Source organism: Nonomuraea sp. NPDC005983 (assembly GCF_040614375.1).
GTDB lineage: Bacteria > Actinomycetota > Actinomycetes > Streptosporangiales > Streptosporangiaceae > Nonomuraea.
In genome coordinates, this window is the sequence record NZ_JBEXUP010000091.1 from 1 (window position 1) to 13,139 (window position 13,139).

Consider the following 13,139-nt stretch of genomic DNA (forward strand, 5'->3'; position numbering starts at 1 on the left):
AGCACGTCCGCTTCGCCGCGACTCCAGCGGACCTCGGCCCGCTGCTGTCGCCGCTGCGCCGGGTCGAGGCGCCCGTCCCCCCGCTGGTACGGCAGGTCGGCGGGGCCACCCTCGTCTACCTCCAGGCCGCCTTCCCCACCGCGAGCCGCGTGTCGGTGGAACGTCCGGACGAACGCGGCGCCGACCAGGGCTGGGACTCCGCCACCATCGACTTCGACCCCGCCCGGTACACCACCGAGATGCCGGTAAGGGTGCGCGGCGTCGCGGGAACCCCGCTGCTGGTGGACCCGTTCGGTGGCGGCGTCCGTGCCCTGGCGTCCACGGTGGACGGCGAGTACACCGAGGTCGTCGTGCCGTTCGACGCGGGCCCCGCCGCCCTCCTCGTCTTCACGGGCGAGCAGGCACCGCCCGCAAGCCCCCCGTCGCCGCCGACCCAGGAGTCCGACCTCAGCACGGGCTGGGACATGGAGTTGGTGCCCACCCTGGACGACACCTGGGGCGACCTCGGCCACTCCGGGCCGGTGCTTCAGCGCTGGGAGGTCCAGCACCGCGTGGACGGCCACCCGGAGTGGCACCCTGTACATGCCACCTTCGGCCCCCACGGCACCTGGCGAGTCACCCCAGGCGACGGCCCGGCGGGCGCGGGCGAGTGGCGGCCCGCGGTGTTCTCCACCTCGCGCGGCATCCGCAAGGACCCGATCCACCGCCTGTTCCTCGGCCCCAAGGGGCACGTGCCCGAGGAGTTCCTCGACTTCGGCCAGGTCACCGCGGGACAGGCCGCGTGGTTCAGAGCCGAGCTGACCGTCCCCGACCAAGGGTTCCTCGCGGTCGGCGCCGCGGCGGCCAAGACGGTGCGGGTGGACGGCCGCGAGGTCGAGCTGGACGACCGGGGCTACCTGGCGCTGGCACGCCGCCCCCTGCGTCCCGGCAGGTACCTGCTGGAGGTCCGCCTGGCCCCCGAGACGGACGGCCGGCTGCGCGCCCATCTCGCCGTCGTGACGGACCCCGGACGGTACCTGCGCCCGGAGTGGATCGCCGCCCCAGCAGGACCGACCGACCTGACCGCCACCCCAGCGGGAACGACCCAGCAGACCACCTCCCTCGTAGGAACGGCCGAGCTGAGCGCCACGTTCACGCCGAAGGGCACGGTGCTCCAGGTCGCCTCGACGACGGCGTGCCAGGTGCTGGTCAACGGCGTGGACATGGGACGGCAGGGCGGCTTCGACCCGTACACCGACCAGCGCAAGCCCCGGGCGCGCCGCTACGACCTGGCCGGGGTGCTGCGTCCCGGCGAGAACGAGGTGACCGTCCGGGTGGCGGACGCCGCCGAACCGGTCCTGGTCGACGGCTGCACCACCTCCGGCCCCGGCTGGTGGGCGGTTCGCGACGGCGAGCGCGTCCTGGCAGAGGTGCGCAGGACGCAGCACCACGACCCCGCCGCCCTCCACCTGCCGCGCCGCCCGCACCCCCTGCCCGGCGCCTCCTGGCTGTCACCGACTGACACCACGCCACCTGCCGCCCCGTCTGGAGGCGGGCCGACCGGCACCACCTCACCCGGCACCCCGCGAGGAGACCGGCCGACCGGCTCCGTGGTGCTGCCGGTCGTCCTGACCGAAGAGGGAACGGCAGGGCGGGTCGAGTGGCTGCGGTTCGAGGTTCCGCCCGGTGCGACCGCCCTTCGGGTGCCGCTGCGCGGGACGGCCAGGTTGCTGGTCGACGGGGCGGCGCCGGCGGAGGGCTCAGGGTGCCTGCGCGTCCCCCTCGACGGGCGGGCCGGTCCGCGGGAAGCCGTGCTCCGGGTGGAGACCGAGGCGGGGCACAGCGGCGGCGCCATCCTGACCGGGCCGATCGAGTTCGAGACCGGTCCCGGCCCGATCGAGCTGGGCGATTGGGAGCGGTCGGGGCTGCCCGAGTACAGCGGCGGCGTCCGCTATCGCAGGACCGTGTACTTCGGCGAACGGCCAGGAAGCGGCCTGCTGGACCTCGGACGGGTGCGCGGTACGGCGGAGGTGCGAGTCAACGGCGTGCCCTGCGGCGTCAGGGTGTGCTCGCCGTACCGGTTCGACGTCGGCGCGGCGCTGCGGCCCGGCGAGAACGTCGTCGAGGTCGAGGTGTACGGCACCCTCGCGCCCTACCTGGACGCGACCAGCCCCACCCACTTCGTCTTCCCTGGCCAGCGCGTCACCGGCCTGTCAGGCCCGGTAAGACTCCTCTTCGGAGCACGGCGTAAGGTCCACGGGCTGGTGTGGACTTGAACGGCAGCCCTGTGTTGACCTAGCCTGAACCGCAGAGGGGAGTACTTCCCAAAGCGTCGCTTCGGTCAATACGGACATTTAGCTGTGTCCTCGGACGGCCGCCCGCGTCCAGCGGGTGAAGGAGACCTCGAACGAGTTGACTGCGTTCGAGGAGGTTCCATGCCCGCGGCGACACAGCTCTCCGCGACCACGTCCATCGCCTCGCCGGCACTATGGGCGGCCACCGTGGCCGTCCTGATTGCGCTGCTGGCGCTGGACCTGCTGCTGACGCGGCGTCCGCACGAGGTGCGCATGCGCGAGGCAGTGAGCTGGTCGCTCTTCTACCTGCTGCTGCCCGTGGGGTTCGGCGCCTGGTTGTGGAGCGCGTTCGGGTCCACCGTGGCGGCGGAGTTCTTCACCGGTTTCGTGGTGGAGAAGTCGCTGTCGGTCGACAACCTGTTCGTGTTCATGCTGTTGCTGTCGGCGTTCGCGGTTCCGGCCGCGCTGGCCCGGCAGGTTCTGCTGTACGGCATCATCGGCGCCCTCGTCCTGCGCGCGATCTTCATCGCGCTCGGCGCCGCCGCGCTGAGCAGCGGCACCTGGGCGTTCCTGCTGTTCGGCGCGGTCCTGATCGTCACCGCGGGCAAGGTGCTGAAGGACGCGCTGCGCGGCCACGAGCAGGAGGTCGACATCTCCTCCATGCGCTCGGTCCGGCTGCTGCGGCGGATGATCCCGGTCACCGACGGCTACCGTGGCGCGCGCCTGATCGTGCGCGAGCAGGGCGCTCTGGCCGTCACCCCGCTGGCCCTGGCCGTGGTGGCCGTGTTCGCCACCGACATCGTCTTCGCCGTGGACTCGGTTCCCGCGGTCTACGGAGTGACCGAAGATCCGTTCCTCGTCTTCGCGACCAACGCCTTCGCCCTGCTGGGCCTGCGCGCGCTGTACTTCGTGCTGCAGGGCGCGCTGACCAAGCTGGGGCATCTCAACCACGGGCTCGCCGTCATCCTGGCGTTCATCGGCGTCAAGCTCATCCTGCACTGGGCGCACGGCGTCTGGGCGTGGGTCCCGCAGATCCCGACCCTCGTCTCGCTCGGAGTGATCATCGCCGTGCTGATCACCGTCACGCTCACCAGCCTGTACGCCAACCGCCGCGCCGAGCGGCGCGCTCTGCCCGCCGAGCAACCCGGCGAACGCTGACCGGCTGACAGGCGGGGCCCGCACCTGGGCCCCGCTCAGGAAGCACTACTGGCCGGCGGTCACCTGGCGGTTCTGCCTGCCTCGTACTGGTCGATCGCGTGTCCCAGCTTCGCCAGCTTCTCGGTGTAGGCGACCGGGTAGATACCGGGCTTCGTGGCCGGCCGGTTCGCATCGACGTACTGGGTGCCGAGGTTGGTGAACGCGACGACGATGTAGTGGCGGCCCGCCTTGCCGGGCAGCGACCTGACGATGCCCGCGTCCGCGCCCGAATTGCCGACCCATCCAGTCTTGTGCGCGAAAGTGACCTGGGCGCTTTCGTTGCACGGGCGCACGTCCTGGCCGAACTTGTTGCCGGCGACGGTCACCGCGCCGTCGTCCCCGATCCAGCGGGACGCGACGCGCTGCGGAATGCCTGCCGCCGGGTAGTCGCCGCCGCACCAGTTGGTGGTGGAGAGCATGTCGTTGAACCCCTGCTCGCCGAGCAGGCTCTTGAACACCTGACGGGAGGCGGGGCTCAGCACCGCGTTGGTCACCGGCGTGCCGTCAGGAGCGGACCACGCCTTTCCCGGCACCCCGTTGACCAGTGCGAGCAGCTTGGCCGTGTCCAGCGAACTCATCGTGACCGGATTGGACCAGCGTCCGCCGTTGGCGGGATTGGTGCCCTTCACCTGCAACGTCTCCAAGCCCAGGTCCTGGAACGTCTGGTTGAGCTCGTCGATGGCGCCGCGATCGTGCAGCAGCTTGACCAGGGCGCAGGACGCGCTGTTGGACGACGAGGTGATCGAGGCTTCCATGTAGGCCCGGATGGTGTTGCTGGACGCTTCGCCGCACAGCGAGCTGACCGCCGTGGGCTGGTAGTCGTAGGTGTCGTCCAGCTTGATCTGGCCCTTGTCCACCAGCCGCAGCACCCCGAAGTTGACCATCAGCTTCAGGACGGACGCCGGGTACGGCGACATGAAGTCGATGGGCGCGTTCTCCCGGCCGGGAACCACGTCGATGGTGCCCTTGCCCTGGTTGGCGTACCAGCCGGCGTCGTCCCACTGCCGCCACCGCACCTCGGTGGTGTGGAAGTCGCGATCCACCGGTACGACGACCCCCTGCGGATACTGCGGGCTCATCAGCACTGTGCCTGAGGAGATGGGCCGCCCGTACCGGTCCAGTTCCAGCACCGTCACATCAAGCTGCGGCTGCTGGACGATCGGCTTGGGGTCCGCCCCAACGAGTAGCCGCGCGTAGTCGTTCGCCGTCTTCGCTTCCTTGTCGACCGAAGCGGCGAGCGAGCGCGCCTGCGACGACCCTGGCGGCGCCAGGTCGAGGACGTTCTCGAAGGTCAGCCCGTCCATGGTGCGCTGTAGGAAGCGGGCGACCTCACCGGCGCTGCCGGACGGCTCGGCCCGCGCCGGCTCGACGGCGAATCCCAGCAGCGCCGCCCCGGCGACAAACCCGGCGATAACCTGTCGGCTCATTCGAAATCTTGACATGCTTCTTGATCATAGTTACACCGAATAGTCCAAGATCAATAGATTTCGATAGTCATCGGGATCGACGGCAGGAGCCAGGGCCTTGATCTGCACATTCGCGGGCAATAGTGGGATATGTCACTGCCGTCCGGGCGATTCAAGGCTCGCCAGCTTTTCGCCCAGGAGCGAAGCTTGAACCGTTCCAATCGAGAAAATGCTGCGGGTCCTATTTGTCGCTGCGTTGGCCGCTTCTAGACGAGACCCGGCGTGGCGTGCCAGGGTCGGCGCTGCGCGGCGCTAGGTGCGGAAGCGGTTGCGGTAGACGGTGGCGCTGAGGCCGAAGTAGCTCTTGAAGCGGCGGGCGAAGTAGCTCTGGTCGGGCCAGCCCACCGCGCGGGCGATCGCCGTGACGGGATCGTCGGTGCGCAGTAGCAGGTCGGACGCGGTTTCGACGCGCAGCCGGGCGAGGTAGGCCATCGGGGGCAGCCCGGTCGCCGACCTGAACAGCCGTACCAGGTAGGCAGGGCTGAGCGCGACGGTTCTGGAGAGTTCGGCGAGCGTCCAGTCGTGGGCGGGGTCGCCTTCCAGCAGGCCCATCACCCGCAGGACCGTCGGGTGGGTCACCGTGCCGTGCGCCATCTCGTCCTGCCCGGCGGTGGCGGTGCGGGAGAGCTGGCCGAGGAAGAGGGAGAGCCAGCCGATGACGTCGGCCCGGTGCTTGTCGAGGTGGAGGGCGCGCAGCCGGTCGAGCGCCTCCAGGTAGCCGACGCACCTGCCCAGCTCGACATCGTCCAAGTGGGTGGTCAGCAGGCCGCGGCGCTGCAAGGAGTGGGGCCCGGTCCACAGGAGGTAACCGAGCTGCGGGTCCTCGCGCGTCCAGGACAGTTCGTTGCGGAGCAGGTCGGTGCCGACGCAGCAGTTGTAGAGCGTGAGCCCCGCGCACTCCTCGTACCCGTGCCACACTCCCGGACGCAGCAGGACGACGTCCCCTACCTGCAGTCTCCGCCGTCCTGACAGGGAGTGGTGCACGGCGGAGCCGGCGACGACGACGGCGATCTCGACGAAGCTGTGCGTGTGCACGGGCTCCTCACCTTCGTGCGTGAAACGCCGGGCGTAGGCGGGCGAGCCGTCGGCGAAGTACAGCAGCCCGCGAGACGACCGCAGCGGAGTTCCTGTCACGCCGCAGCCTTAGCGATCCACATGTGGTCAATTTTGTCCGACTTAAGCGTATTTAGTGCTATCTGTTGGGCCGAGCGGGCTCGGATGATTCCTCCATAGCCCCGACACACGGGCGGCGAGGCCGCCCGAAAGGATGATCGTGTCCAGCCTGACTCCGTACGGTCTCACCTGCGAACTCCTGGAACAGCCACTCGGGATCGACGAGCGCCGACCGCGTCTGTCGTGGAAGCTCTCCTCGTCCCGCCGGGGCGACGCGCCGACGGCCTACCGGCTGCGAGTGGCGGCACGTCCAGAAGACCTGGACGACCCCGCCCGGCTGCTGTGGGACAGTGGCGTGCGGCAGCCCGAGCTCCCGCACGTGCGCTACGACGGCCCGCCCCTGCAGTCGGGCACCCGCTACCACTGGCGGGTGGCGGTGTGGGACGCCGACGGCTCCCAGGCGGGCGAGGCGACGTCCTGGTTCGAGACGGGCCTGCTGCACGCCGACGACTGGCTGGCCACCTGGATCGGCCTCGATCCCGCGTGTGAAGCGATCACCGATCCCCCACGCGACGACGACCGCACCGACCGGACCCGCCCGCTGCGTCCCTGCCCGCACCTGCGCCGCGTCTTCCGGCTCGACGGCCGCCCCGTGCGCGCCCGGGTCTACGTGAGCGCGCGCGGCCTGTACGAGCTGTCGGTCAACGGCCACCGGGTCGGCGACGACGAACTGGCCCCCGGCTGGACCGACTACCGTGAGCGCGTCCAGTACCAGGTCCACGACGTCACCGGCCTGCTCCGCGCGGGCGAGAACGTCATCGGCGCCGTCCTGGCCGACGGCTGGTGGAGCGGTTACGTGGGTTTCGACGTCCGGCACCAGGCGCTGCACTACGGGCCCGCCCCGCAGCTCATCGCCCAGCTGGCCGTCGACTTCGCCGACGGCTCCCGGCGCCTGGTGGCCACCGACGGGACGTGGCAGGCGGGACAGGGACCGATCGTCTACAGCGACCTGCTCATGGGCGAGCTGGTCGACGCCCGCGAGGAGGTTCCCGGCTGGAACGCGCCCGGCTTCGACGACCAGGGCTGGGCGCCTGCCGCCGTCCTCGACGGCGACGTCACATCGCTCACGGCCACCACGGACCAGCCCGTGCGCGTGGTGACGGAGCTGCCCGCCGTGTCGGTCGAGTCGCGCGGCGACGGCCGTCACATCGTGGACCTCGGCCAGAACATGGTGGGCCGGGTCAGGCTGACCGTCCGCGGGGCCGAACGGGGCGCCCGCATCCGGCTGCGGCACGCGGAGATGCTGGACGGCGGGGAGCTTTACCTGGCCAACCTGCGCACCGCCGAGGCCACCGACCAGTACGTGGCGGCCGGCGAGCCGGTCGAGGTGTTCGAGCCGCGCTTCTCCGTCCACGGGTTCCGGTACGTGGAGGTGTCGGGCCATCCAGGGCCGCTCCTGCCCGCAGACGTGACCGGCCGGGTGCTGCAGAGCGCCACCCCGGACGCGGGCGAGTTCCACTGCTCCGACGAGATGGTCACCCGCCTGCAGTCGAACATCCAGTGGGGCCAAAGAGGCAACTTCGTCTCGGTGCCCACCGACTGCCCGCAACGGGACGAGCGGCTCGGCTGGCTCGCCGACGCCCAGGTCTTCCTGCCGACCGCCGCGCGCAACGCCGACGTGTCGGCGTTCTTCGCCCGCTGGATGCGCGACGTCGTGAGCGGCCAGGACGCCGAAGGGGCCTTCCCGGACGTGGCTCCTCAGCTGTGCGTGACGAACCAGGGCGCGCCGGCCTGGGGCGACGCAGGGGTCATCATCCCCTGGCAGCTGTACCGGCTGTACGGGGACGTCCGCGTGCTCGAACGCTCCTACGACGCGATGGCCGCCTGGGTGGAGCACATCAGGCGGCACAATCCGGACCTGATCTGGCGGGCGAGGGTCGGCAAGCACTACGGCGACTGGCTGCAGGTGGGCGTGGAGACGCCCCGGGACCTGCTCGCCACCGCCTACTTCGCCCGCAGCGCCCAGCTGACCGCGCTGGCCGCGGGCGTGCTCGGCCGCAAGGCCGACGCGGCCGCGTACGCCGAGCTGCACCGCTCGATCCGGGAGGCGTTCGTCGCGGCGTTCGTCGAACCGGACGGCCGCGTCGCCGGTGGCACGCAGACCGCGTACCTGCTGGCCCTGGCCTTCGACCTGCTGCCCGAGCAGCTCGTCCCTGCCGCCGTCGAGCACCTGGCGGCGGATGTGGAGGCCCGCGGGCGGCACCTGACGACCGGCTTCGTCGGCGTCTCGCTGCTGTGCCCGGTGCTCACCGAGCACGGCCGCGCGGACCTCGCCTACGCGCTGCTGCACCAGGACGAGTTCCCGTCGTGGTGCTACTCGATCCGGCACGGCGCCACCACCATCTGGGAGCGCTGGGACGGCTGGACCGAAGAGCGCGGTTTCCAGTCCGCCGCCATGAACTCCTTCAACCACTACGCGCTCGGCTCGGTCGGCGACTGGCTCTACGGGCGGGTCGCCGGCATCGACCAGGAGCCTGGCTCGGTCGCCTACCGCCGCCTGCTGCTGCGCCCGGCCGTCGGCGGGCGGCTGAGCTGGGCGCGGGCGTACCAGGAGACGCCCTACGGCCGGGTCGCCTGCGGGTGGCGGCTCGGGGAGGACGGCGTCGAGGTGGACGTGTCCGTGCCTCCGGGCGCGACGGCCGTCCTGCACATCCCGGCCGCCGACGGCGCCGCCGTGCGCGAGGGCGACGCTCTGGTGACGGCGGCCGACGGCGTGCGGGTCATCGGCGACGGGCAGGGCGTCCTGGCCGTGGAGCTGGCCTCGGGCGACTACCGCTTCACCGCGCCGCACGTGCGGCCGGCCTAGGCTTCGCCCACCTCGGCGACGTCGACGTGGTGGTGCCGGTCGCGCAGCCGCTGGATCGCCTCGGACGAGGCGTGCGAGTCGACCACGATGACGTCGAAGGCGTCGAGCGGCGCGACTCTGTGCAGCGCGACCCGGTCGAGCTTGGTGTGGTCGACCGCGAGGATGCAGCGCGTGCCCGCGGCCAGCATGGCCCGCTTCACCAGCACGATCTCCTGCTCCTGGTGGAAGGCGTGCCGATCGGAGATCGCCGAGGTGGAGACCACCACCGTGTCGGTGTTCATCGCCTCGACCGCGTCGACGCAGGCGACCCCGAGGAACGAGTCGTGCGTGGGGTAGTACTCGCCGCCGAGCGCCATCAGCCGGATGCCCGCCATCGGGGCGAGCAGCTTGATCGCCTCCAGGAAGTTGGTCACCACGGTCAGCGGCGCCACCTCTCCGAGGTGGCGCGCGACGGCGAGCGCGGTCGTGGAGTCGTCGAGGATGACCGAGCTGCCCGGCTCGATCAGGCTCACCACGTGCCGGGCGATCGCCTCCTTCTCCGCGGTCTGGGCGGTCTTGCGGTAGGCGATGTTGCTCTCGAAGATGCTGGACGCCTGAGCGCTGGCCCCGCCGCGGTACTTGCGCACCATGCCCTGGCTCTCCAGCTGGTCCAGGTCGCGGTGGACGGTCATCACGCTCACGCCGAACGTCTCGGCGAGTTCGGCCATCGAGACGGAGCCCTGCCGCAGGACGTGCTCGGCCATCGCCTGGCGCCTGGTGGCTCCACCGGCCGCGCGCGGACGCGACTTCACCTGCGGCACTCCCATGCATCGATGACGGCGCACCATCTGTGAACGCTCATAATCTCTCACACCCTTGACACCCCAGGGAGCGACTCATAGTCTCCACGCAACATTCACAACTTCACACGTTTCAACGTTAGATTTAACGTACCCCCAAGAGGCACCCCTGTGCTGACATCCCCCCGCTCTCGCCGCGCCGCCCTCCCTGACGACTGTCCGACCGGCTTTGGCCCGTCCCTGATTAAAACGTTCGCATACCCCGCCGCCCGTTGGAGCCTCACCGAGGAGACAGCCCATGTCTGACCTGCGCGACGCCAAGATGAGCCGTGTCCAGTTCTTCCGCATGATGGGCGGGCTCGCCGCGGCCGCCGCGGCCACCGCGTGTTCCACCAAGCCGTCGTCCACCACCGCGCAGGGGCAGGCGTCCACGACCGAGCTGAGGTTCGTGGGCGTGGCCGACCAGAAGGCGCCGATGGACGAGATCGTGGCCGCCTACAAGCAGGTCAAGCCGGGCGTCACGGTCAACACCAGCTTCGCGCCGACCGACCAGGTGCAGACCTCCGTGCGCACGCAGCTCGGTGCGGGCAACGCGCCCGACCTGCACGTCGTCTACCCCGGCAACGGCAGCGCCATGTCGATGAGCCAGATCGCCAAGGCCGGGCTCCTCGCCGACCTCTCCGACCAGGCATGGACGAAGACGATCCCGACCGGTTTCAAGCCGGCCTTCCAGTCCGAGGGCAAGACCTACATCTACTCGGCGGGCTCGTCGGTCATCGGCGCCATCTACAACAAGAAGGCGTTCGAGAAGGCGGGTGTCGACGCGCCGCCGACCACCTGGACCGAGTTCCTGGCGCTCTGCGACAAGCTGAAGAAGGCCGGTGTCACGCCGATCGCGCTGGGCGCGCAGACCCCGTGGGTCACCCAGCTCATCACGTACGCGCTCGTGCCCTCCACCGTCTACGCCAAGGACCCGTCCTTCGACGACAAGCAGCTCGCCGGGCAGGCGAGCTTCGCCCAGTCGGGCTGGCGGCAGGCCATGGAGATGTACCTGGAACTGCAGAAGCGCGGCTTCTTCAACGACAACCCGAACGGCACCACGTTCGAGCAGCAGACCTCCATGGTGGCCACCGGGAAGGCGGCCATGGCGATCCAGGTGTCGGCGGTCCTGCCGGACTTCCGCAAGGCGGCGTCCGGCCCCGACGACCTGTCGATGTTCCCCGTGCCCGGCGCCGACAGCGCCGACCAGGTCTGGATCCCCGCCGGGGTGGTGGTCGGCCTCGGGGCCGCCGCCAAGGGCAGGAACGTGGGCGAGGCCAAGGCGTTCATCGACTTCCTGGGCAAGCAGGAGAACATCAACCGCTGGGCCAAGGCGATCTCGGCCATCCCGCTCACCCAGGACAGCGCCTCCACCATCGACCCCGCGGTGCAGTCGTTCCTGCCGTTCACCAAGGACCGGGCGGTGCCGTTCATGGACCAGCGCTGGCCGAACGCCGAGGTGCAGCCGGTCCACTTCGCCGTCGTCCAGGAACTGCTCGCCGGCAAGATCAAGGTGGACGAGGCACTGAAGAAGATGGACGAGGCCTACGCCAAGTGACCGCATCCACCCCCTGGAGGCGGTTCAGCTCGCTGTCGCCCTCATGGCTCTTCGCGCTTCCCGCCCTGCTGGTCTACGCCGCGGTCGTGCTCTACCCGAGCGTCGCCGGCATGCTGTACGCGTTCACCGACTGGAGCGGCATCGGCGAGGACAGGTCCTTCGTCGGCCTGTCGAACCTGGCCGCGCTGTTCGACGACGAGCAGGCGATGGGCTCGATCGGCAACACGCTGCTGCTGACCGTGGCCGTCGTCGTCGTGCAGAACGGCGTGGGGCTGCTGCTCGCGCTCGGCGTGCACGCCAAGCTGAAGAGCAGGGCGGTACTGCGGGCCGTCTTCTTCGCGCCCGTCGTCGTCAGCCCCGTCATGGTCGCCTTCCTGTGGAAGTACGTCTACACCCCCGACCCGTCCGCGGGGCTCAACGGGCTGCTCGGGCTGGACGTCGACTGGCTCGGCAACCCCTCGGTCGCCCTGTGGTCGATCGCGGGCATGGTGGTCTGGCAGTACGCCGGCTACTCCATGGTCATCTTCCTGGCGGGCCTGGAGGGCGTGCCGCGCGAGCTGCACGAAGCCGCGATGATCGACGGCGCGGGAACGTTGCAGCGCTTCAGGTACGTCACCTGGCCGCTGCTCGCCCCGGCCCTGACGATCAACCTGATGCTCTCCACGATCGGCGGGCTCAAACTGTTCGACCAGGTCTTCGCGGCGACCAACGGCGGCCCCGGCTACGCCACCGAGACCCTCTCGACCGTGCTGTACAAGCAGGCGTTCGTGTTCGGCAAGTTCGGCTACAGCACGGCGATCGCGCTGGTGCTCGCCCTGTTCGTGGCGGCGGTGTCGCTCGTGCAGGTCTACTATCTCCGCAGGCGGGAGGTCTCCCAGTGAAACGGACGTTCCTGCTGGAAATCGTCATGATCGCGGTCGCCGTGGCGTTCCTCTTCCCGGTGTACGCGCTGATCACGCTCTCGCTGAAGGACCCGGCGCAGATCTCGCAGACCCCGCTCGCGCTGCCGGCGCCGCCCTCGCTCGACAACTACGCCACGGCGTGGACTGCCGCGTCGCTCGGGCCGTCGCTGGTGAACAGCACCGTGATCACCGTGGTCAGCCTCGTCGCGCTGATCGCCCTCGGCTCCTTCGCGGCCTACTACCTGGCCAGGGCTCAGAGCCGGCTCGGCTACGGGCTCTACGTGCTGTTCCTGCTGGGCATCGTGCTGCCCTTCCAGCTCGGCATGATCCCGCTCTACCAGCTGGTGACGGACCTCGGCCTGATCGGCTCCCACGCGGGAATGATCATCTTCTACACGGGGATCCAGCTGCCGTTCACCGTCTTCCTCTACACCGGCTTCATCCGCGCGCTGCCCCGCGAGTACGCCAGCGCCGCGCAGATCGACGGCGCCTCCCACCTCGTCGCCTTCGCCAAGGTCGTCTTCCCGCTGCTGCGGCCGATCACCGGGACGGTCCTGATCCTCAACGCCGTGTTCATCTGGAACGACTTCTTCACGCCCCTGCTCTATCTGGGCGGGTCCGGGTACGAGACGATCCCGGTCAGCGTGTTCGCCTTCGTCGGCCAGTACGTCTCCAACCACGGCCTCGTCTTCGCCGGGCTGGTGCTCGGGTCGCTGCCGATCGTCCTGGCCTTCCTGCTGCTCCAGCGCTACGTGATCAAGGGCTTCTCCAGCGGCCTCAAGGGCTGACCCGCTCGCGCGCGCAGCGCGGCCCTCAGAAGACGCTGCGCCGGCGGATCGGCCGGTCTGGACGGGATTGCAAGGTGCAACTTTTGCTGGTTCACGCGCATCGAAACGGAGGGATGCGACAGTGACTTGTAAGCAAATTGACGGTTCGTCCTGACATG

Annotated in this window: 8 protein-coding genes and 1 pseudogene; 6 read left to right on the plus strand and 3 right to left on the minus strand. The window is 70.0% G+C overall.

Going from position 1 to position 13,139, the window contains the following annotated elements; translation table 11 throughout:
• Both ABZ297_RS31595 and ABZ297_RS31600 read left to right on the plus strand, forming a co-directional pair.
• Window positions 1-2,255, plus strand: a pseudogene (locus ABZ297_RS31595) (hypothetical protein); the annotation flags it as partial.
• Between the two features lie 159 nt (window positions 2,256-2,414).
• A complete protein-coding gene (locus ABZ297_RS31600; RefSeq protein WP_355353643.1) occupies window positions 2,415-3,431 on the plus strand; it encodes a TerC/Alx family metal homeostasis membrane protein in 1,017 nt (338 codons plus the stop codon).
• Between the two features lie 59 nt (window positions 3,432-3,490).
• Here ABZ297_RS31600 and ABZ297_RS31605 read toward each other — a convergent pair whose 3' ends face one another.
• Both ABZ297_RS31605 and ABZ297_RS31610 read right to left on the minus strand, forming a co-directional pair.
• Entirely contained in the window at window positions 3,491-4,897 is a 1,407-nt protein-coding gene (locus ABZ297_RS31605) for a serine hydrolase (protein WP_355353646.1), read from the minus strand.
• A gap of 291 nt (window positions 4,898-5,188) precedes the next feature.
• Window positions 5,189-6,070 (minus strand): AraC family transcriptional regulator, encoded by an 882-nt coding sequence (locus tag ABZ297_RS31610; RefSeq protein ID WP_355353649.1) that lies wholly within the window; start codon window positions 6,068-6,070, stop codon window positions 5,189-5,191.
• 139 nt (window positions 6,071-6,209) lie between these two features.
• Between ABZ297_RS31610 and ABZ297_RS31615 the strand changes: the two genes are divergently transcribed.
• Window positions 6,210-8,915, plus strand: a complete 2,706-nt coding sequence (locus tag ABZ297_RS31615; protein ID WP_355353652.1) for a family 78 glycoside hydrolase catalytic domain — start codon at window positions 6,210-6,212, stop codon at window positions 8,913-8,915.
• On the opposite strand, the gene ABZ297_RS31620 is transcribed toward ABZ297_RS31615, so the two are convergent.
• Window positions 8,912-9,721, minus strand: coding sequence for a DeoR/GlpR family DNA-binding transcription regulator (locus ABZ297_RS31620; protein ID WP_355353655.1), 810 nt, complete (start codon window positions 9,719-9,721; stop codon window positions 8,912-8,914). The two genes, ABZ297_RS31615 and ABZ297_RS31620, sit on opposite strands and share 4 nt — an antisense overlap.
• A gap of 271 nt (window positions 9,722-9,992) precedes the next feature.
• Between ABZ297_RS31620 and ABZ297_RS31625 the strand changes: the two genes are divergently transcribed.
• The 3 genes from ABZ297_RS31625 to ABZ297_RS31635 are packed head-to-tail and all read left to right on the plus strand — an operon-like array spanning window position 9,993 to window position 12,981.
• Complete coding sequence (locus ABZ297_RS31625; RefSeq protein ID WP_355353658.1) at window positions 9,993-11,291, plus strand: extracellular solute-binding protein; 1,299 nt, start codon at window positions 9,993-9,995, stop codon at window positions 11,289-11,291.
• Window positions 11,288-12,172 carry a sugar ABC transporter permease gene (locus ABZ297_RS31630; protein WP_355353661.1) on the plus strand — a complete coding sequence of 295 codons (885 nt, stop codon included), beginning with the start codon at window positions 11,288-11,290 and terminating at the stop codon, window positions 12,170-12,172. The genes ABZ297_RS31625 and ABZ297_RS31630 overlap by 4 nt, the downstream gene beginning before the upstream one ends.
• Complete coding sequence (locus ABZ297_RS31635) at window positions 12,169-12,981, plus strand: carbohydrate ABC transporter permease (protein ID WP_355353664.1); 813 nt, start codon at window positions 12,169-12,171, stop codon at window positions 12,979-12,981. The genes ABZ297_RS31630 and ABZ297_RS31635 overlap by 4 nt, the downstream gene beginning before the upstream one ends.
• Window positions 12,982-13,139 lie beyond the last annotated feature (158 nt).